Origin of the sequence: Bacillus sp. SRB3LM (assembly GCF_015712745.1) — a bacterium.
In the GTDB taxonomy this organism is placed as follows: domain Bacteria; phylum Bacillota; class Bacilli; order Bacillales; family Bacillaceae_G; genus Bacillus_A; species Bacillus_A thuringiensis_K.
This window is the reverse complement of record NZ_VWVQ01000005.1, coordinates 22590-43782: the sequence shown is the minus strand read 5'-3', so window position 1 is coordinate 43782 and position 21193 is coordinate 22590. Positions and strand designations below refer to the sequence as shown.

Here is a 21193-nt window from a genome sequence, read left to right as displayed (position 1 = left end):
GCTGATATTTCCAAAGAAATAAAAGCCCCCCCATTTCAAAATCTTTTTCGAGTTCTCGAAGGACCGATGAGGTACCTTCACGTAATATACAGGTCATTTCGCGTGACCCCCCTACCCAAAATGCAGAAGAGATGAGGTGTTATTTATGGCGATAAAGAAAGAATTAACAAAAGAAGAGCGGGTTAATAAAGAGATAACCAGACTTAAACGGATATATAAAGAAATGCCAAAAGATACCCTCTTGGTAGTAGAGGGGCTAATTGTTGAAGCGGCAGACTTGCGTGTTCGACTAGAAGATGTACGTAAAGATCTTGATGAAAATGGTTACGATGAAATGTTTTCGCAATCAGAGAATCAAGAGCCTTATGAAAGAGAAAGACCAGCGGCAAGAAGATATATAGCTATGAATAAAAGTTATCAAACGATAATGAAGCAGTTGGGTGATTACATACCTAAAAAAACAGTTGAAAGTAAGGAGAAGGATGATGGGTTTGATGACTTCGTGATGAATAAATGAGGATACAATATCCTTTGTCTTATAACCCAATCATTGAATATTACAGCCTTATTGAATCGGGAAAAGAAATTGTTAGTGAAAAAGTCCGTAGAATATATAAGAAATTAGTAAGTGATATTGGTGATAAAGAAAGTATATATGAATACGACTCAAAGAAAGCGAACCATGCCATTGAGTTCATCGAAAACTTTTGTAAGCACTCAAAGGGAAAATGGGGCGGAAAACCAATTGTTTTAGAAGTATGGCAAAAGGCATTTATTGCAGCGGCATTTGGCTTTGTACATGGAATAGATGGCACAAGAAAATACAGGGAAGTATTACTTGTAGTTGCTCGTAAAAACGGAAAATCTACTGTTGGTTCAGGGATTGGATTGTATTTGCAAATAGCAGATGGGGAACCAGGTTCAGAAGTTTATGCAGTAGCAACTAAGAAAGACCAAGCGAAATTAGTTTGGTTAGAATCAAAGCGAATGGTAAAGAAGTCACCAGCACTATTAAAGCGTATTAAACCTTTAGTATCTGAAATGGTTTCTGAATGGAATGATAGTACATTTAAACCACTTGGTTCTGATAGTGAAACTTTAGATGGACTTAACGTACACGGTGCTATGATGGATGAAATTCATGCTTGGAAAGATAAAAATTTATATGATGTTATTGTAGATGGTACTTCTTCACGAGAACAGCCAATGATATTTATGATTACAACAGCAGGAACTGTCCGAGAGTCAGTGTATGATATGAAGTATGAAGAAGCAGAAATGTTGTTAAATGGACTTGATGATCCGGATGGATATAAAGATGATCGTTTTTTACCTATAATCTATGAGTTGGATAAACGAGAAGAGTGGACAGACCCTTCAAAATGGGCAAAGGCAAATCCAGGGCTAGGAACGATAAAAAAGGTAGACCAACTTGAAACAAAAGTAAACAAGGCGAAAGCAAATTCTTTGTTAGTAAAGAACTTACTCACAAAAGATTTTAATATAAGAGAAACATCAACAGAGGCATGGCTGACTTTTGAACAACTAAATAATCCTGCTACTTTCGATATAGAGAAGTTAAAGCCTTCCTATGGAATTGGTGGATGCGATTTATCTTCAACCACCGATTTAACAGCAGCGAAGGTTATTTTTATGGTCCCAGAAGACCCGCATATTTATGTGAAGCAGATGTATTGGCTTCCTGAAGATTTATTGGAGCAGCGAAGTAAAGAAGATAAAATTCCATATAATTTATGGCACGAGCAAGGAATATTAAGAACAACACCGGGAAATTCCGTTCATTATAAATTTGTCACGAAATGGTTTTTAGAAATACGAGATAAATATGGCATTTATCTACCTTGGATTGGCTACGATAAATGGTCAGCGAATTACTGGGTTGAGGACATGCAAGGGTATTTCGGGAAGGAAGCTATGATTCCGGTTGCACAAGGTAAACAGACCCTTTCTAGCCCGATGAAACTTTTAGGAGCTGACTTGGAATCTAAGCTAATAAACTATAATAACCACACAATTGACAAGTGGTGTCTTTCTAACACAGCAATAGACGTTGATAAAAATTTAAATATACAACCAAATAAAACAAAGAACCAAAGACGTCGTATTGATGGCACAGCAGCACTTTTAAATGCATATGTAGTTCTTCAAGAAAAACGAAATGACTACCTCAACATGATATAAGAAGGAGGTGAGAATTTGGGGTTATTTGATAAGATATTTGGAAAGAAACAGGCTCCTACTACAACTCGTTTTGAAATGATAAACGATAATGGTGGAGGTTTTTTTGCGTGGAATGGGGACATCTATCAAAGTGACATTATACGAGCTTGTATACGTCCTAAAGCGAAAGCAGTCGGTAAGCTGATAGCCAAGCATATCCGAGATAACTCTACTGAATTTAAGGTGAATCCAGATTCCTATATGAGATTTTTACTGGAAGAGCCAAATCCATTGATGACAGGACAAATGTTTCAAGAGAAAATGGCTGTTCAATTAGAGTTGAATCATAATGCATTCGCTTATATTAAGCGTGATGATTTTGGTTATCCTACTGAGATTTATCCTATTCCATGTACAACAGTTGAAGTTGTAGAAGGTGCACAGGGAGACATCTTTTTAAAGTTTTATTTTAAAAATGGCAAGCAGATGACGATTCCGTATACAGATATCATTCATTTGCGTAAAGACTTTAATGATAATGACTTTTTCGGAGAACATCCTGGTAATGCATTAGCTCAGTTAATGGAGATTGTTACAACTACTGATCAAGGTATTGTTAAAGCTATTAAAAATAGTGCAGTAGTAAAGTGGATTCTTAAGTTTAAGTCAGTATTAAAACAAGAAGATATTGATAGTCAGGTTAAAAACTTTGTGAATAACTATTTGAATATCTCGAATGATGGTGGAGCAGCTTCTTCTGATCCGAGGTATGATTTAGAACAAGTGAAACCTGAAGCGTTTGTACCTGATTCCAAGCAGATGCAAGAAACAGTACAACGTATTTATAATTTCTTTAATACAAACGAAAAGATTATCCAAAGTAAATACAACGAGGATGAATGGACAGCTTATTATGAATCGGAAATTGAGCCATTTGCAATGCAGCTTGCTGGAGAATATACCAGGAAGCTTTTTTCACGTCGGGAAAGGGGATTTGGTAACAAGATTATCTTTGAATCCTCTTCACTTCAATACGCTTCTTTAAGTACAAAGATGGACTTAGTTCAAATGGTTGATAGAGGAGCTATGACACCAAATGAATGGCGTTCAATTCTTTCACTTGGACCAATTGAAGGTGGATCTAAGCCGATTAGAAGATTAGATACAGCTTTAGTTAAAGAAGGAAATGTCACTGATGAAGGAGGTGATGACAATGAACAAGACGGAAAAGAGGGAACTACTGAGTAGTGCTCTTGAAATTAGGGAATTAGAAAATGGCCTTCGAACAATTTCTGGTTATGCAGTTAAATGGGAAATGAAATCTGTAACAATGGGCTATTGGCAACGATTTAAAGAGCAGTTTAAAAAAGGAGCTTTCACAGAGTCCTTGACTCAAGATGATCAATTAGCTTTATGGAGCCATGATACATCACAAGTGTTAGGAAGAACTAAAAATGGTACTCTTCGTTTATTTGAAGATGAGATTGGACTAAGGTTTGAACTAGACTTAGCCAATACAACACTCGGAAATGACACATATGAGACGATTAAGCGCGGTGATGTAGACGGTGTTTCCTTTGGGTTCCAAATGGTCAAAGAAGAATGGGATGAATCAGATCCGGACAATGTAGTTCGTAGTGTAACAAAAGCTAAGTTACTAGAGATTAGTCCAGTAGCTTTCCCAGCTTATCCTGATTCGCAAGTTTCAGCTAGAAGTCATGACCCATATAAACAATTTGTGAAGGAACGCAATCAAAAAGAATTACGTAAAAAACTAATTTTAAAAACATATTTATAAGGGAGAGATTCATTTGAAAACATTACAAGAAATTTTAACTAGGAAATCAGAAATTCGCTCAATGTTACAAAGCGATAAGGAAGTAGATTTAGCAGCATTAGAAACAGAATTACGAGAACTTGAAGAAACACAAAAACAAATTGAAACACGACAAAGATTATTAAAAGAAGCAGAGGAGATTAATAATAATCAAATGCCTGAAATGCGTACAGTTGAAACATTTAACAATGAACCTCAAAAACAAGACGTAGAATTAGAGACTTCTGAAAAGCGTGGACAGGCTCTGATGGAAAACCGTGCTGTTACAGTTGGAAGCGGAAATGTAGTTTTGCCTAAGCATAGTGCAACAGATATTCGTCCGACTTTCAATGAAGTGTCTACACTGATTGATCGTGTTTCTTCTAAAACTTTAAAAGGTGGAGAGAGTTACCAACAGCCATATATTAAAAGTTATGGAGAAGGTGATTACACAACTGAGGGTAATGACTATAATACATCAGAAACAACGTTTGGATATGCAGATATCACAAAAGCAAAAGTTACAGCTTATTCAGAGGACACAGAAGAGCTTCAAAAATTACCAGCAGCTGATTACGATGCTGAAGTAATGAAGGGGATCATGGTAGCTACTCGTAAAAAGTTAACTCGTGAAATTTTAATTGGGACAGGTGCTACGAATCGACTTGTTGGTATTTTCTCAGCAGCAGCTACGGCAATTGATTCAGAAACAGATTTAGAAATTTCAGCAATTGATGCATCTACATTGGATGAGATTATCTATAGCTATGGTGGGGATGAAGACGTAGAAGATGCGGCAGTATTGGTTTTAAATAAACTAGATTTAAAAGCATTTGCTAAGCTTCGTACTTCTGATGGTAAAAAGGTATATAACGTAGTATCACAAGGTAATTCTGGAACAATTGATGGGGTACCATTCATTATTAATAGTGCTTGTAAGGCTGTTTCTGATGCTAAAACAACAGCTGGACAATATAGCATGGCGTATGGTCCGTTATCAAACTATCAACTTACTATTTTCTCAGATATGGACGTTCAACGATCTACAGACTTTAAATTCAAGCAAGGTATGATTGCACATAGAGGTTCTGTTTTTGCAGGTGGTAACGTAATTTCTAAAAATGGATTCTTACGAGTGAAGAAAGCGGCTACTGTATAATAGTCGCTTTTCTTTATGGTATAAGGAGGTTTAACAGTGAGTGGGAAACCGTTGAATAAATATGTTGTAAAAAGAGCTTTTCGAGATAAATTCACTTTTGCTCATTATAGTGTTGCAGATTCATATGAATCAAATGATGCAGAACGTGTAATGTATCTACAAGATGAGGGTTTCTTGAATAAAGAAAGAATTATAGATAAAAAAGAAGGTTCAAAAGGACCAGTTCATGTTGGAGGAGGATATTACGAACTTCCAAATGGGGAAAAGATTAAGGGTAAAGATGCCGCTCTGGAAGCTTTAAAACAGCTAGAGCAAGTTGGTGAATGAATATGATGCTTGATGTTGTGAAGAAAGCGGTACGTGTCTCACATAACGCTCTTGATGATGAACTTGAAGATTTAATTGAAGCATCTCGATATGATTTGAAGTTATCTGGCGTTTCTCACCTTAAGACAAATGATGATAATGATCCTCTAATTAAAAGAGCAATTATTACGTATGTAAAAGCTAATTTTATTTCAGACGCAAAAGAGGCAGAACGTTTTTTAGCATCTTATAACATGCTTAAGAATCATCTAACTTTAGCGGGTGACTATAAATGAATGATATTTTACTATTCCCAGTAATAACAATTACTAAAGATGAACTAGGACAAGTTGAGGAAAATGAAGTATTTAGTAAACAGGTATTTTGCAAGAAAAAGTCAGTTCCTCAATCAGAATTCTTTCAAGCTGGACAAAGTAACATCAAGGCTAGTCATATATTGATTGTTCATGTCTGGGATTACCAAGATGAACGAAAAGTGAAGTATCAAGATAAAGAATATAGCATTTACCGCACGTATGAAAGAGACGATGAAAAGATCGAACTTTATTGTGAGGTGAAAGCCGGTGTCTAATATTGATACTCTTGCAAGTGATATTGCTAGGGAATTGCAAAGATACGCTAACCTAGTAGAAGAAGATATAGAAGATGCGAAAGAAAAGGTTGCGACCAATCTTGTGAATGAATTGAAACAAAAAAGTCCTAAGAAAACAGGGAAGTATGGTAAAGGCTGGCGGAAAAAGAAGGATGGCAGTGCAATCATTGTTTATAATGCATTGAAACCACAACTTACACATTTATTGGAAAAGGGACATGCTAAAGCAAATGGTGGCCGTGTAGCAGCTAAGGTTCACATTGCTCCGGCAGAAGAAAAAGCAATAAATGAACTAATTGAACGTGTCGAAAGGGCGATTCAACAATGACATTAGGTGAATTAAAGAAAATTCTTGATGCTACAGGTTATCCTGTGGCTTATTCACATTTCACAGCAACGCCAACTAATCCAGTTCCAGCGCCACCTTATATTTGCTTTCTTGTGGACGGATCAGCGAATTTAATGGCTGATAACAAGGTATATCACAAGATAAATAACTTAAGTATCGAGCTTTATACAAATAAAAAAGATTTAGTTGCTGAAGCAACTCTTGAAAAAATCTTAGATAATTATGAGATTCCTTATGAATCCTATGAGGTTTTTATTGAAACTGAAAACCTATTTCAAAAAAATTATGAAACGAGGTTGATATAAATGAGTGAGAACAAAGTAAGTTTTGGATTGAAAAATGTCTATTATGCAACATATGAAACAAAAGATGGGGTAGTTACATTTGGAACACCAATTCCAATGCCTGGTGCGGTTGAACTAACAAATGAACCACGCGGTGATTTAATTGAATTCTATGCGGACGATATGCTTTATTACTCAGCGGATAATAACCAAGGTTATGAAGGAACGTTAAATATTGCACTCCTTCCGGAGCAATTTGTAATTGATGCGTTAGGCGAACAATTAGATGAGACAGATGGTGTATTAAATGAGTTAGCTGATGCAAAAGGGAAACCATTCGCGCTGTTATTTGAGTTTGATGGTGATGTGAAAGCAACTCGTCATGTTATGTATAACTGTTCAGCAAGTCGTCCTAATATTTCATCGAAATCAAAAACGAATTCAGCTGAACCGAATACAAACGAGCTTAAATTCGTCGCAAGCCCAATTATTCTAGCAACTGGTGGTAGACCGATGGTTAAGACAAAGACAACTTCTAAAACTACACCGGCAATCCATGATAATTGGTACAAAAAGGTCTATGTAAAAACACCACCAGCACCAAAAGGAGCGTAATCAAATGGAAAAAACAATTGTAATAGATGGTAAGCAAGTTCGACTAAAAAGTACAGCAGCAACTGTTAAGCGTTACAAAGCGCAATTTAGACGTGATTTGTTTGCTGATATGATGGCTTTAGGAGCTATTGGTACGTTTACACCACAAGATGGTTCTCAGCCTTCTATTGACCTCTCAAATGTAGATTTAAAGAAAATAGATTTTGAAGTTATTTATGATTTAGTTTGGTTATATGCTAAAACCGCTGATCCGAATCTTCCGGATCCAATTACATGGTTAGATGGATTTGAAGAGTTTCCTATTTATGAAATCATTCCAGAGATTAACGATATGATTCAAAGTACAATGGGAGCAAAAAAAAACTAAAGAAAAGTAATGAAGAGCAAGGGACTTTCAGTGATGAAGAATTCACCACTGATTTGTTCCTTGCTCTTTGTTATAAAGCTAAATTAACGAGCTGGGATTTAGAAGTAATGACAATCGGTGATTGCTTTGATTATATTGCTGAATTTGCAGAAATGGAGAATCCAGACAAAGAGAAAACCCGTAAAGCAAATCAAAAAGACTTCGATTCATTCTAAGAAAGGGGTGAGATGATGGCAGGAGGAAGAATTAAAGGAATTAGTATTTCCATTGATGGTGAAACCACGGGACTTCAAAATGCGTTAAAAGATGTTAATAAGCGTAGTAATGATTTAACCAAAGAACTTAAAGATGTTGAGCGATTATTAAAATTTGATCCAGGTAATATTGAAGCTTTAGCCCAAAAGCAACAGTTACTGACTCAGCAAATTGAAAACACCACACAAAAGTTAGATAAATTAAAGGCAGCGGAGCAACAAGTCCAAGCACAATTTCAAAACGGAAAAATTTCCGAAGAACAATACCGCGCATTCAGGCGTGAAATTGAATTTACAGAAGGATCGCTTAATGGCCTAAAAAATAAGCTTGGAAATATGAAGGCTGAGCAAGATAGTGTAGCAAGTTCAACAAGACAATTAGAAACATTGTTTAGTGCTACTGGGAAAAGTGTTGATGATTTTGCGGGAGCATTAGGAAATCGTCTTGTGAATGCAATTAAAAGTGGTACGGCTACAAGTCGGCAATTGGAACAAGCAATTGGAATTATCGGCCGGGAAGCATTAGGAGCAGAAACAGATATAGAGAAATTACAACGAGCTCTTCGATCGGTGGATGCTGGAAACTCAATACAACAAGTGCGAAATGAATTAAGAGATTTACAGCAAGAAGCCGGAAGAACGGAGAAGAAGTTTGAAGGGCTAAAGATAGGGCTTGAAAACGTCATAGGTGGTATGGCAGCAGGTGGCGGTATTGCTAGTGCGGTTGAAAAAGCAATGGATATGTCAAAGTTGCAAACGAAAATTGATATAACTTTTGATGTTCCAGAATCCTCGAAGCAATCAGTAGAGGCGGCTGTAAGAGGGGTAACCGCTTATGGTGTGGATGCAGAGGCATCATTAGAAGGTGTACGTAGACAGTGGGCTTTAAATAAGAATGTAAGTGATGAGGCGAATGCAGCTATTGTTAAAGGAGCAGCGGCAATTGCGCAATCCTATGAAGGAATAGATTTTACGGAATTAATTCAAGAAACGAATGAAATTGGAAACGAATTAGGGATTTCGCAAGATGGTGCACTTGGTTTAACAAACGCTTTGCTAAAAATGGGATTTCCACCTGAACAATTAGATATTATTGCTGAATATGGAGGACAGTTAACAAGAGCTGGATATAGTGCTGAAGAAGTGCAGGCAATTATGGAGGCTGGTGTTGAAACAGGTACTTGGAATTAATTTATAGTTCCCTTGTATGGTGACATACAATGCAAAACCCCTTTAATTCAGTGAAACTCTCAAAAGAGACAATGCTGAGCGAAGCCTTTAATAAAGGAACGTGCAACGACTAGTCGAGAGACGTAGGGTGTAAGTAAATGACACTCGAAACAGGGGGCAACTCAAAGAGTTGAAGATATAGTCTAATCTATGCGGTGACGTATAGCAGTTCGTAACGGAACGGGCGTGACTTTACGAATCACGTTGAATATTCATGATTGATAACCTGTTAGATGGATTAAAAGAAGGGCGTATTAAAGCAGCTGAATTTGGTCAAGGCGTTGATAAAGCTATGAAAGAAGCTCTTGAAGGCACTAACATTTCAGCGGAACAAGTTGAAAAATGGGGTCAAGCTGTAGCTAATGGCGGTAAAGAAGGTTCAGCAGCAATGACCGAGATTGCACAAGCTCTATCGCAAGTTGATGATGAAACAAAGCGTAATGAATTAGGTGTTAAATTTTTCGGAACAATGTATGAAGATCAAGGGCAAAACATTATTAATACTTTGCTGGGTGCGAAAGAAAAAACGGTTGATTTCCAAAAGAATCAAGAACAATTGAATGGTTCTATTAAAAAAATGGATGCAAATCCAGCAGTTAAATTTCAAAAAGCAATGCAAGATTTACAAATGGCTCTCAAACCTGTTCTTGGAGTTATAGCTGATGTTGTTGCTAAAATAGCCGATTGGATTTCTAATAATCCAAAACTAGCAGCTACTTTGGCAACTATAGCAGTAGCTATTGGTGTAATTGCAGGAGCATTTATGGCTTTAGCACCAATAGTTGTCGTCATATCAGGTATAGGGGCTGCAATGATGGGGTGGGTAGCGTTAATCGCTGTGGTTGTAGCCGCTGTAGTTGCCTTAGGCGTACTAATTTATCAAAATTGGGATTCTATAAAACAATGGACCATTGATGCTTGGAATGCAATTGGAGAGTTCTTAGTAGGAATATGGGATGGGATTGTGCAATGGGCAAGTGAAGCGTGGAATAGCATTAGTGAATCTACATCAGCAATTTGGAACTCAATTAAGGAATTTTTAATAGGTATATGGAATGGCATTGTAGAGTTTGTTGTAACCTGGGGAACCGCTATTCTAGAAACGTACGTTGGTATTTGGACATCCATTTTTAATTTCTGTATGGAAATTTGGAATGGGATAGTTGAATATTTAACTTCAGTTTTGCAGGGAATAGCGACGTTCTTTACAGAAATATGGACCTCTATTTCTACTTTCTTTCAAGAGACTTGGAATGGATTAGTCGCTTTTATAACTCCTGTTTTACAAGGGATTGCTGATTTCTTCTCTATGATTTGGAATGGTATTTCTACAGTGATCCAAACTGTATGGAATTTTATTACTCAATACTTACAAGCAATTTGGACGGCTATTTTATACTTTGCTACTCCACTATTTGAAAGTATCAAGAATTTCATTTCTGAATGTTGGAATAAAATTAGTTCTACTACAAGCCTAGTATGGGAAACAATTAAGAATTTCTTGGTTTCTTGTTGGAATGGACTTGTGTCATTTGTAACGCCAATCTTTGAAAAAATCAAATCTTGGATTATTAGTGTGTGGGATACAATCAGTTCAGCCACGATGGCTGTCTGGAATACGGTTAAGAATTTCTTGCAAGCATGCTGGAATGGATTAGTATCAATTGTAACACCAATTTTTGATGCAATAAAAAACTGGATTGTGAATGTCTGGAATACTATTAGTTCCACTACGAGTGCTGTATGGAACGCGATTAAAAGCTATCTTTCTAGCTTATGGAATTCAATTGTTTCCACAGCAAGCTCAATTTTTAATAGCATTAAATCAGCTATTTCAACTGTTTGGAATATGATTAGTAGTGCAAGTAGTAGCGTATGGAATGGTATTAAGTCTACACTTTCAAGTATCTGGAATGGTATTAAATCTACAGCATCTTCAGTGTGGAATGGTTTGAAAGATGCCATTATGACTCCTGTTCGTTGGGTAACAAGTGCTGTTAGTGGGGCATTTAATGGAATGAAATCAGCAGTATTAGGTGTGTGGGATGGAATTAAGAGTGGTATTCGTACAGCTATCAACGGAATCATACGTATTATTAATAAGTTCATAGATGGTTTTAATACACCAGCAGAATTGTTAAATGAAATTCCAGGAGTTAGTGCACCAACTATTCCGCATGTACCGATGCTTGCTAAAGGTGGAAAGCCTGTAGGTGATGGTTCATTTATCACAGGAGAAGCCGGACCAGAGTTATTTACGAAGAAGGGTAATTCAATTACAGTTACACCTTTATCATCGAAAGAAAAATCACTCGGTATTACTGGGACTATGAATCAATTAATGGGTGATATGAGTCGGATGATGGCTAGTTCTATGAGTCAATTAGCAGGATTAAAGTCTGTTATGAATGGTGTATATGGAAGTATGTCAAATAGTAGACAAGCCATGGCTGGTAATATCGCGAATCAAATATTCAATTATTCATCAGGGCAAACTGGTGGTAATGAAGTAATTTCAGCACAAAGTGGCGATTTAGTAATTGAAGTACCAGTTATTTTAGATGGTAGAGACTTAGCACGCGGTACTTATCGATATACAAAAGAATACCAAGAAAGAGAAGAGCAAAGAAACTCAGCCTTTTAGGTTTGAGTTTCTTTTATTTTATAGAGAAATGGGGTGTCGAAATGAGCTCTTTTACATTTAACAACGAACGTAAAGAATTTGTCCAAATTGCAAAAGGCTTCAAAAGACCTACTTGGGCACCATTGAAAAGAAATTTATTAAGTATTCAAGGGTATCCTGGTGCAAGACTATTAAACACACAAACTGAAATACGGGTTCTTTCTATTCCTGTGGGAATTATAGTTCCTGATGGATCTGATTTAGAAACGCTGAAAGAAGAAATTGCAGGGTGGTTAATAACAGATCAACCGGCAGAACTTATTTTTGATATAGAACCAAATAGAACATATTTAGCAATTGTAGATGATAGCTTTGATCCAGATGAATTTGTAGCCCTTGGTACAGGAACAATTAAATTTATTTGTCCAATGCCTTATAAGTTGGGAGCGATACAAGAGAAAATACTGGCTATTGAGAAGGGGGACTTAAAAGCTTCATTACGTAACAATGGTTCTGTAGAGTCTAATCCCATTATTGATATAACTGTGGGAGCACAGAGCCCTTTCCTTGATGTATGGAATGGTGATGAATACTTTAGGTTAGGTTATCCCACAGGTGTTAAAACTCGTGTTGTGAAACAAAATGAGCGTCTCATATGGGATGAAATGAAGAGTTTAACTACTTGGAATGCTGTAACTGGTCAAATAGGAATTTATAAAAGTTCAGGGGCCATGAAGGTTTGGCAAGGGTACGCCTTTACACCTGACTCATACGGAACGGGAACAGATACCGAGTGGCATGGTCCTTTTATGAAGAGAACTATTCCTAATACAGGCGGTGTTATCCAAGATTTTAGACTTGATGTGCAAATGAGTTTTCAGTCTGAACACTGGAACAGAATGGGGAAAACTGTAGTTATGCTCTTAGATGCTAATGATAACATAGTAGTGGAACTAGCGTTGGCTGATGATTATATGAGCCATGAAATGACAACAGCACAAGCAATTATTGATTCAGGAGGGTCTAGAAAGTGGATCTCTGACGAAATGGGAATGTACTCTGATACATTTAACGACTTCAGAGGACATGTTGCAGTAGCTCGCAGGGGCAAAGAATGGAGTTTCTATTTTGCTAAATATCGAAAGAATACGGAGATAGATGATGCTAGTTTTGTCCGTACATGGAGAGATGAGTCTGACAGTAATCCTATGACAGCTAGGCCAGTAGCAAAGATAGCTGTAGGGTGTATTGTTTATGGTTCTCATCCACCAGTTGATATTGCATTTATTGAAGATGTTAAGTTTTGGAAGATAAATACCTTAACTATAGATGAGACTCCTTATATTTTTGATATAGGAGACAAAATACAAATAGATACAGAAAGATCATTAGTAACAATTAACGGAAAAAATGTGATTGGATTGAAAGACATATTCAGTTCGTTTCCTATTGTAAAAAGAGGACTGAATGAAATTATAGTACGTCCAGCCAATATAGGAATAGCAAAATTAAGTTATAGGGAGCGATTTAGATGAGAACACCAAGTGGAATCTTACATATTGTTGATTTTAAAACTAATCAAATCGTTTCAGCTATACAACCAAAAGATTATTGGGATGATAAACGCCATTGGGAAATCAAGAATAATATAGATACATTAGAGTTTAGGGTGTTTGATAATACAGAACATGCAACAACGCTTTTACAACAAAATTTAGTGTTAAAAGAAGTGCGTGATGGTCGAATTGTTCCATATGTAATTACTGAAGCAGAAAAAGACTCTAAAGATAGATCAGTGGTTGCTTATGCATCTGGTGAATGGATTCAGCTTGCTAAAGCAGGGATTATTAATCCGCAAAAAATTGAAGGTAAAACGTTGAATGAATGCATGAGAATAGCTCTCGCAGGTACGAAGTGGAAAATAGGTAAAACGGAGCATAATGGATCACACTCTATGACGATTGATGAATTTACTGATCCACTGACATTTCTTAAACAGATTGCTTCTTCATTTGAATTAGAAATTCAATATCGTGCTGAAGTTGTAGGATCTCAAATCGTTGGCCGATATGTGGATATGGTTAAGAAGCGAGGACGAGATACAAAAAAAGAAGTAACTCTTGGTAAAGATTTAATGGGAATTAAGCGTATTGAGAACTCTCAAAACATTTGTACAGCCTTATTGGGCTTCGTTAAAAAAGAAGGCGGAGAATTTATTACTATTGCGGAAATAAATAACGGCATACCTTACCTTGTGGATGACGGTGCATTTCAGCGCTGGAATGAAAAAGGACAACATAAATTCGGCTTCTATAGCCCAGAGACAGAGAATCAAGATATGACTCCGGAACGACTTAAAACTCTTATGAAAACAGAAATAGAAAAACGTGTAAATACTTCTGTTTCTTACGAAGTTCAAGCACAAAGTATAGGGCAAGTATTTGGATTAGCACATGAATTAATTAATGAAGGCGATACAATCAGAATCATAGACAGAGGGTTCACACCTAAGTTATACCTTGAAGCACGTGCTATCGCTGGTGATGAATCTTTTAAAGACCCCACACAAGATAAGTATGTATTTGGTGATTATCGTGAAATTGTTGATTCGAATGAAGAGCTACGTAGAATGTACCAAAAAATTTTAGCATCATTACAAGATAAAGTACCTCAAGGGTGGTTTGATGCTTTAAAGGACAAAGTAAAAGATCAAGGTCTAGACATTCAAGATGCTATCAACAAGTCAAAACAAGCTCAACAGGAAAGTAAAACGGCTAAAGACTTAGCAGAAGCAACTCAAGATTACATGGAGAAAAATCTTGTAGATATTATAGAAAGTGTTAAACCACCTACTACTGATCTCAAAGCAAATAAAACACTCTGGCGTGATATTAGTAATGGTAAGCCTGGTATTTTAAAAATATGGACAGGTACAGCATGGGAATCAGTTGTTCCAGATACGGCTCCATTACAACAAAGTATTAAAGATGTTAAGAAAGATATTGAAACAGCTAAAACGGAATTAAATCAAAAGGTTCTAAGTGTGGAAGGTAAAGCGCAAGAAATAGCTGGACAAATAGCCGGTGTTCAAAAGCAGGTTAATGACAAAGTTGATCAAACGTGGATTAATAATCAATTAAAAGATAAGGCTGATAAATCCGGTGTTTATACGAAAGATGAAATTAAAGATGGTTTTATAGGAAAACAAATCTATGAAACGGATAAGAATGGTAACGTTAAGAAGTTCCAAGATATTAATACATCTATTAGTCAAACAAATGAAGCTCTTAAACAAAAAGCAGAGAAGTCGGAGATAACGAAAATTAATGATGGTTTGTCCCAGCTTGAAAGTAAAACGAATGAGATTATATCAACGGCAGATGGAACGAAGCAGACAATTTCTAATCTGAAAACTCAAGTTGATAATATTCAAGTTGGTGGGCGAAATCTATTACTAGAAACAGCTACTAAATCACATTCAGTGAAGACTGGAGAAAACAAGCAGCATACCTACTTTGATTTAGCAAAGGATGCAGCTACTTTAATGCAGGATAAGAATCTTGCTATGAGTTTCCTGTTTACAGGCAAAGTTACTGCATGGGGAACAACGAATAAATGGGCTGGTTTCGAAGTAAAGATTACTTTCACAGACAATACATTTTATTATCCGAGTTGTCGCGTAGAAAATCGCCTAACACTAGGTAAACAGTATAACCAGGAAAGATTCACAGCGAGTGCTGTAGTAATGGATAAGCCAATTAAAGAAATTTCAGTTTACGCTTTAGCACGTGATTTCACGGGGGATGTGTTAATTGAAAAGCTTAAATTAGAAATTGGCACAATATCAACTGCGTGGACACCAGCGCCAGAAGACCAAGTATCCACAACTGATTTCACTAAAAAAACAGTAGAAATTGAGACTACTATTAAAGGAATAAATACTTCTGTATCAAATGTACAAAACGAACAAGGAAAGCTTACAGAACGAGTTACTAAATCAGAACAAACTGCAGATGGGTTTAAACAATCCATTGAATCGTTAACAAAAAAAGATAGTGAAATTAATAATAAATTAAATACGGTCGAATCAACTCTGGAGGGCACGAAAAAGACGATTTCGGATATACAATCTGATACAAAGTCACTCAAAAAAACGACAACTGAAATTAGAGAGGAAGCAGGTAAGATTACCGAAAAACTCTCTAATATAGAAAAACGAGAAGTAAGTGTTCGAAACTATGTAATTAACTCAGATTTTTCTAATGAAAAAAATTTATGGAATGGTATTACTAATTCAACAACTTTCAAATTTATTGACGTTAATATATCAGATGCATCAGGTATTAAGAAAGGATTACAAATAACAAGCAATGCAGCTTATATCTACCAAAATTTAAGCCCAGATCAGTTTATAAAGAAAAAGGGGATGGCATCCTGTTATGTTGATGTAAAGGCTGTAACATCCACAACAGAATATCCGCGCCTATATATGAGATTCACGTATGATCAGAATGGGAAAGATCAACATTATTATGCTATTATTCAGCAAAAAGTAGTAACAAACGGTTGGAATCGAATTTCCATTCCTTTCGATACAACGAATTACACAGGTAATTTAAAAGAAGTACGTGTAAATATCGCTACTGGTAATACAACTACTGTAGATGCAACATTTACAGGGATAATGGTTACATTAGGAGACTTACTTGAATCTTGGAATCTTGCTCCTGAGGATGGAGTACCACAAGGAGCCTTTCAATCGAAAACAAACGAGATTGAAAAAAGTGTGGATGGTGTGAAAAGTACTATTACAGCTATCGAGGGTAAGGGCATAGTAGGGACAAATTTAGTTTACAACTCAAGCTTTCTACAAAGAGATACAGGATTACCTGTAGGTTGGGAATTTCCTCATCCTGATGTGACGAGCTTTCAAATGCCATGGGATGACGATAAGCGAGCAGGAGTAATTCGCTTCAATCGTACTAACCTAGTGGAAACAGTCCCTAATAGCATCATAAGTGGGTTCTCAACAAAATTTTCTGTAACATTAAACCAAGAGTACACGTTCAGTGCCTACATGAAAGTTCCTAACGTAGCTACTTTTAAGTTTAAATATGCTTATATCATAGAGTTTTTCAATGAGGCAGGTGTGCGAGTACAATTCCAAGATGTACAGCTTACAAATGCAGAGTTAGCAGACATCACTACCGGTAAGTGGACTCGTATAATCAGAACTATTAAGCCAAAGACAGCAGGTATCGTCACAGGTGGATTCCGTTTAGCTTTATTCCATAATGGGGACATATACTATAGAATGCCTCAGGTGGAATTGGGAGACCGTGTTACAGGGTGGAACTTATCTACCAGTGACTTCTCTACTCAGCATGGACTTAATGATCTGACAGTGAAAACTAACGCGATTAAACAAACCGTGGATAGCAATCAAGCTACAATTACTTCTCTTAGTACAACGCAAGGGAATCACACCACACAAATTCAAAAGAATACGAGTGAGATTACCCAGTTGAACAATCAGATTAGCTCTAAAGTCTCTGATACCCAAATGCAAGATTATGTGGGCGGGCTGGGTAGTACAAACTTATATATGAACTCCGCTTTTGAAGATAGGATAATTACTCCTAGCTCTGGTATTGTTACTTCTAGAACTCCGAGCCTTAGCAAATGGAAAATAGTAGCTGCTGTATCAGGATCAGCTGTTACGCCTACAACAGCAAGGCAACATGATGGGTATAATTCGGCTCAGATTCAAGCAACGGGGCTAACTGTAAATGCTTGGACAGGTATTAGTCAATTATTCCCTGTTACATCTAGCTCAGGAAAACTAGTATTATCTGCATGGGTTTTTACATATAACAAGGACGGTTTAGATCAAGGTGGAGCTTTGGAGATTAAGTTCCTAAATGGTTCAACTACAGTTACAACTAGTAGTGTAGACCTAAAAGATAAGTTGAATAACGGTGCATGGACACTTGTTTCTGTTACTGCTGAGGTTCCTTCAAAAGCTGTTACTCATGTAGAGGCTTATATATGGATACGTAGAAACGGACTTATCTGGGTGTCTCAACCACAATTTCAACAAGGTGCTACACCTTCGGCATTTATGGAAAACCCGAAAGACTATGCTAACTATGATCAACTTGTAGGAGAAATTGCTAAGAAAGTAGCTACCACAGACTTTAACTCTAAGGTATCAACCCTTGAGACAAGCATAAATCAGCAATCCAGCCGAATTGACTTAAAGGCAGAAAAAAAAGAGGTTTACTCAAAAACAGATTCCGATGGACGCTTTGGAAGTAAAACTATTGTAGATTCGCATACTTCTCAGTTATCTGTAATGAGTAATGAGATTAACTTGCGAGTCAAAAAAGGTGATATTGCATCAACAATTAACCAAACAGCTCAATCCGTATTGATTCAAGCTAGTAAGATTAACTTGGACGGAGCTGTAACTGCTAAGTCTATAGAATCTGGTAGACTAGCAGGTGTAACTATCTCAACTAGTACAAACTCTACAGGTTATTTTGTTGAAATGAATCAGCAAAATATTTCTCTTAAATCCAATGTAGGTAACACGGGACCAATCACACGAGGATATTTAGGTTTCATGCCTAACTTACCAGATAATACAGTTCGTACAGCTCTAGTGCTTGGAAACAACTACGATAATGCTAACAGACTAGAGGTTAATGGTTCCTTATTTCTGGAGCAACAAACACCAAAATGGAATAACTACGATTTATCAAATTGTCGTATCGGTATGGCTAGAAGCCGTAACTCAGACGGATCTATAAACATGAAATCGTCTATAAAAATGGGATACATGGGTAGTATTGAAATGCGCTCAGAAGATAGCGACATCGACCTAAACGCTAAAGGGCATATCCGTATGAACACTACTAGGGGCGGTAAAGGCTTAAATGATATTCAACTTGTATCAGGTACTAGCATGTCTTTAGATGCTTACAATGGTAGTTGGTTCCTAAATAGTTCTAGCAGTAAAGGCGCTGACGAATGGAGAATAAGAACGTTATACATTAACGATAAACGCTCTGGAGGTAACACTCAGGCTGACGTAGATTTTAGAATGGGACACCTGGTTACTTTACGTATTCCACAACACCCTGACTATACTAAGTACGGGCTGCAAGTTAAAAAGGGTGACGGTAATAGCTTAAGTAATATCCATGTTGATAAAGTCTACTTAACGCAAAACATGTGGGAATCGACTAGACAGGTTAAAACGGCTATCAAGGGAATCGAAGTAGATCCTTTAGAAATATTAATGCAACTACAGCCTAAGCAGTACTATCGTAAGTCTGAAATGCAAAAACTCTATGAAAAACGTGAGAAGATTGTAGCAGGTGGGTACCAAGAGCCAATGCCTACAATTAAAGACGTTCCTTTAGAGTATGGTTTCATTGCAGAGGAATTACCAGAATGCTTAGCAACTGAAGACAGGAAAACTGTTTCTACGTATCCTTTAATGACTATCGGTATTGCAGGGACTCAGGAAGTTTACAAGAAGCATTTGGCTTTAGAGGAAATTGTGAAAGAGCAAGCTAATCAGTTAGCGAGACAAGAGGACAGAATTGCACGTCTAGAAGAATTGCTACAACAATTAATTGATAAGAAACCAGAGCAGTCATAAGCTGTTCTTTTTTTATTGTCTAAAAAAGGAGAGGAAAAGATGGATCGTATTGATGTGTTATTAAAAACCTTTATTGCCACTTTCGGTGGCTTCTGTGGGTATTTCTTGGGAGGATGGGATGCAACATTGAAAATCCTAGTGACGATGGCAGTTATTGATTATTTAACTGGCATGATTGCAGCAGGGTATAACGGAGAATTAAAAAGTAAAGTTGGTTTCAAAGGCATCGCCAAAAAGGTGGTGCTTTTTCTTTTGGTCGGAGCGGCTGCACAACTAGATTCAGCGCTTGGAAGTAACAGTGCAATTCGTGAAGCGACTATTTTCTTCTTCATGGGTAATGAATTACTTTCACTTTTAGAAAATGCTGGTCGAATGGGCATTCCGTTGCCACAAGCTTTAACAAATGCAGTTGAAATTTTAGGTGGTAAACAAAAACAAGAAGAGAAAAAGGGAGATGTTCTATAATGGAAATTAGAAAAAAATTAGTTGACCCAAGTAAATATTGTATAAAGTGTCCTTATACAATGAATCCGGAATTCATTACAGTTCACAATACTTACAACGATGCTACAGCAGAAAACGAAGTAGCTTATATGATTCGTAATGATAATCAGGTTTCATTTCATATTGCAGTAGATGATAAAGAAGCAGTACAAGGAATCCCTTTAGAGCGTAACGCCTGGCATACTGGCGACGGAAACGGGAACGGTAATCGTAAATCTATCGGCGTTGAAATTTGCTACTCTTTAAGCGGTGGAGATAGATACTATAAAGCGGAAGACAATGCAGCTATCGTTGTAGCTCAACTAATGAAACAGTACAATATTCCAATTAACAAAGTCCGTACACATCAATCATGGAGTGGGAAGTACTGTCCTCATCGTATGTTGGCAGAAGGACGTTGGAATAATTTTATTGAAAGAGTTCAAAATGCATACAATGGAGATGGTAAAGTAACTCCTACACTTATTCCACCGTCAACTAACGGGACAGGTATTGCGTATATTGAGGGGAATGGCATCAACCTTCGTAAAGGTCCAGGCACTGGATACGGGGTTATTCGTCAATTAGGTAAAGGTGAGTCCTACGAAGTATGGGGACAATCAAATGGATGGTTAAACCTTGGTGGCAATCAGTGGATTTATAATGATTCATCATACATTCGTTATACAGGAGAAAGCACACCGACAAGTTCGCAATCAGTCAATAATGGTGTAGGAATAGTTACTATTACAGCAGATGTATTGCGTGTTCGTAGAGGTCCAGGAACTAATTATGGCATTGTAAAAAATGTGTATCAAGGAGAACAGTATCAGTCGTGGGGATATAGAGATGGTTGGTATAATGTGGGTGGAGACCAATGGGTTTCAGGTGAATATGTGAAGTTTGAAGATTAAAGTAAGAGCCGTCATAATGACGGCTTTTTTTATTTTATAGCAATTATTTAACTATTATCTATTGATTCAAATAAACAGGTATGGTATAATTATATATGTAAGGGAGGTGAGAAACATGGATTGGGACTTAACAGAAAAGGTTCTTAAAAATCTAGCTTACATAGTAGGCATGGGGGTAGGAATCATAACAGCAAAGAAAAACCTAAACGATATGAAAGATAGAAAGGAGAAGAAAAAGGAAGAAGAAATAGAAAAACGCCTAGCCCGCAAGACTAGACGCAAATAACACAACGGGGGAAGAAATTCCCCCAACCTTAAAAATATTATAAC

The 21193-nt window shown here is 36.9% G+C and carries 18 protein-coding genes and 1 pseudogene; all 19 read left to right on the top strand.

Annotated features, from left to right (window positions below):
* Positions 1-145: 145 nt before the first annotated feature.
* The gene (locus F3I02_RS04245) at positions 146-517 is read left to right on the top strand and encodes a hypothetical protein (protein ID WP_196477693.1); all 372 of its coding nucleotides are present in this window, start codon (positions 146-148) and stop codon (positions 515-517) included.
* Positions 514-2202, top strand: coding sequence for a terminase large subunit (locus tag F3I02_RS04240; protein ID WP_196477692.1), 1689 nt, complete (start codon positions 514-516; stop codon positions 2200-2202). The genes F3I02_RS04245 and F3I02_RS04240 overlap by 4 nt, the downstream gene beginning before the upstream one ends.
* Before the next feature lie 15 nt (positions 2203-2217).
* Positions 2218-3429, top strand: coding sequence for a phage portal protein (locus F3I02_RS04235; RefSeq protein WP_078400380.1), 1212 nt, complete (start codon positions 2218-2220; stop codon positions 3427-3429).
* Positions 3395-3979, top strand: a complete 585-nt coding sequence (locus F3I02_RS04230; protein ID WP_001043897.1) for an HK97 family phage prohead protease — start codon at positions 3395-3397, stop codon at positions 3977-3979. Before F3I02_RS04235 ends, F3I02_RS04230 begins: the two co-directional genes overlap by 35 nt.
* A 13-nt stretch (positions 3980-3992) precedes the next feature.
* Positions 3993-5156 carry a phage major capsid protein gene (locus F3I02_RS04225; RefSeq protein ID WP_196477691.1) on the top strand — a complete coding sequence of 388 codons (1164 nt, stop codon included), beginning with the start codon at positions 3993-3995 and terminating at the stop codon, positions 5154-5156.
* A gap of 36 nt (positions 5157-5192) precedes the next feature.
* The gene (locus F3I02_RS04220; RefSeq protein WP_098683185.1) at positions 5193-5483 is read left to right on the top strand and encodes a hypothetical protein; all 291 of its coding nucleotides are present in this window, start codon (positions 5193-5195) and stop codon (positions 5481-5483) included.
* 2 nt (positions 5484-5485) lie between these two features.
* Complete coding sequence (locus tag F3I02_RS04215) at positions 5486-5758, top strand: head-tail connector protein (RefSeq protein WP_141558842.1); 273 nt, start codon at positions 5486-5488, stop codon at positions 5756-5758.
* A complete protein-coding gene (locus F3I02_RS04210) occupies positions 5755-6054 on the top strand; it encodes a phage head closure protein (RefSeq protein ID WP_196477690.1) in 300 nt (99 codons plus the stop codon). Before F3I02_RS04215 ends, F3I02_RS04210 begins: the two co-directional genes overlap by 4 nt.
* On the top strand, positions 6047-6403 hold the full coding sequence (locus F3I02_RS04205) for an HK97 gp10 family phage protein (RefSeq protein WP_000065124.1): 357 nt from the start codon (positions 6047-6049) through the stop codon (positions 6401-6403). Before F3I02_RS04210 ends, F3I02_RS04205 begins: the two co-directional genes overlap by 8 nt.
* Positions 6400-6729: a hypothetical protein gene (locus tag F3I02_RS04200; RefSeq protein WP_098770306.1), complete on the top strand. Its 330-nt coding sequence runs from the start codon at positions 6400-6402 to the stop codon at positions 6727-6729. The genes F3I02_RS04205 and F3I02_RS04200 overlap by 4 nt, the downstream gene beginning before the upstream one ends.
* The gene (locus F3I02_RS04195) at positions 6730-7323 is read left to right on the top strand and encodes a major tail protein (protein ID WP_196477689.1); all 594 of its coding nucleotides are present in this window, start codon (positions 6730-6732) and stop codon (positions 7321-7323) included.
* 4 nt (positions 7324-7327) lie between these two features.
* Entirely contained in the window at positions 7328-7690 is a 363-nt protein-coding gene (locus F3I02_RS04190) for a hypothetical protein (protein ID WP_000415944.1), read from the top strand.
* A gap of 227 nt (positions 7691-7917) precedes the next feature.
* Positions 7918-9132: pseudogene (locus tag F3I02_RS04185) on the top strand (hypothetical protein); the annotation flags it as partial.
* Between the two features lie 256 nt (positions 9133-9388).
* Complete coding sequence (locus tag F3I02_RS04180) at positions 9389-11818, top strand: phage tail protein (protein WP_196477688.1); 2430 nt, start codon at positions 9389-9391, stop codon at positions 11816-11818.
* A gap of 41 nt (positions 11819-11859) precedes the next feature.
* Positions 11860-13332: a distal tail protein Dit gene (locus F3I02_RS04175; RefSeq protein ID WP_196477687.1), complete on the top strand. Its 1473-nt coding sequence runs from the start codon at positions 11860-11862 to the stop codon at positions 13330-13332.
* Positions 13329-19466 (top strand): phage tail spike protein, encoded by a 6138-nt coding sequence (locus tag F3I02_RS04170; RefSeq protein ID WP_196477686.1) that lies wholly within the window; start codon positions 13329-13331, stop codon positions 19464-19466. The genes F3I02_RS04175 and F3I02_RS04170 overlap by 4 nt, the downstream gene beginning before the upstream one ends.
* Before the next feature lie 39 nt (positions 19467-19505).
* The gene (locus F3I02_RS04165; RefSeq protein WP_000373884.1) at positions 19506-19931 is read left to right on the top strand and encodes a phage holin family protein; all 426 of its coding nucleotides are present in this window, start codon (positions 19506-19508) and stop codon (positions 19929-19931) included.
* On the top strand, positions 19931-20863 hold the full coding sequence (locus tag F3I02_RS04160) for an N-acetylmuramoyl-L-alanine amidase (protein WP_196477685.1): 933 nt from the start codon (positions 19931-19933) through the stop codon (positions 20861-20863). Before F3I02_RS04165 ends, F3I02_RS04160 begins: the two co-directional genes overlap by 1 nt.
* A 115-nt stretch (positions 20864-20978) precedes the next feature.
* Positions 20979-21149 carry a hypothetical protein gene (locus F3I02_RS04155; RefSeq protein ID WP_061186062.1) on the top strand — a complete coding sequence of 57 codons (171 nt, stop codon included), beginning with the start codon at positions 20979-20981 and terminating at the stop codon, positions 21147-21149.
* Positions 21150-21193 lie beyond the last annotated feature (44 nt).

What these genes read in the sequence shown, in the direction of transcription:
- F3I02_RS04160 (WP_196477685.1), top strand. Translation starts at nt 19,931, where the DNA reads ATGGAAATTAGAAAAAAATTAGTTGACCCAAGTAAATATTGTATAAAG.
- F3I02_RS04245 (WP_196477693.1), top strand. Translation starts at nt 146, where the DNA reads ATGGCGATAAAGAAAGAATTAACAAAAGAAGAGCGGGTTAATAAAGAG.
- F3I02_RS04165 (WP_000373884.1), top strand. Translation starts at nt 19,506, where the DNA reads ATGGATCGTATTGATGTGTTATTAAAAACCTTTATTGCCACTTTCGGT.
- F3I02_RS04190 (WP_000415944.1), top strand. Translation starts at nt 7,328, where the DNA reads ATGGAAAAAACAATTGTAATAGATGGTAAGCAAGTTCGACTAAAAAGT.
- F3I02_RS04215 (WP_141558842.1), top strand. Translation starts at nt 5,486, where the DNA reads ATGATGCTTGATGTTGTGAAGAAAGCGGTACGTGTCTCACATAACGCT.
- F3I02_RS04180 (WP_196477688.1), top strand. Translation starts at nt 9,389, where the DNA reads ATGATTGATAACCTGTTAGATGGATTAAAAGAAGGGCGTATTAAAGCA.
- F3I02_RS04240 (WP_196477692.1), top strand. Translation starts at nt 514, where the DNA reads ATGAGGATACAATATCCTTTGTCTTATAACCCAATCATTGAATATTAC.
- F3I02_RS04155 (WP_061186062.1), top strand. Translation starts at nt 20,979, where the DNA reads ATGGATTGGGACTTAACAGAAAAGGTTCTTAAAAATCTAGCTTACATA.
- F3I02_RS04210 (WP_196477690.1), top strand. Translation starts at nt 5,755, where the DNA reads ATGAATGATATTTTACTATTCCCAGTAATAACAATTACTAAAGATGAA.
- F3I02_RS04230 (WP_001043897.1), top strand. Translation starts at nt 3,395, where the DNA reads ATGAACAAGACGGAAAAGAGGGAACTACTGAGTAGTGCTCTTGAAATT.
- F3I02_RS04195 (WP_196477689.1), top strand. Translation starts at nt 6,730, where the DNA reads ATGAGTGAGAACAAAGTAAGTTTTGGATTGAAAAATGTCTATTATGCA.
- F3I02_RS04200 (WP_098770306.1), top strand. Translation starts at nt 6,400, where the DNA reads ATGACATTAGGTGAATTAAAGAAAATTCTTGATGCTACAGGTTATCCT.
- F3I02_RS04175 (WP_196477687.1), top strand. Translation starts at nt 11,860, where the DNA reads ATGAGCTCTTTTACATTTAACAACGAACGTAAAGAATTTGTCCAAATT.
- F3I02_RS04170 (WP_196477686.1), top strand. Translation starts at nt 13,329, where the DNA reads ATGAGAACACCAAGTGGAATCTTACATATTGTTGATTTTAAAACTAAT.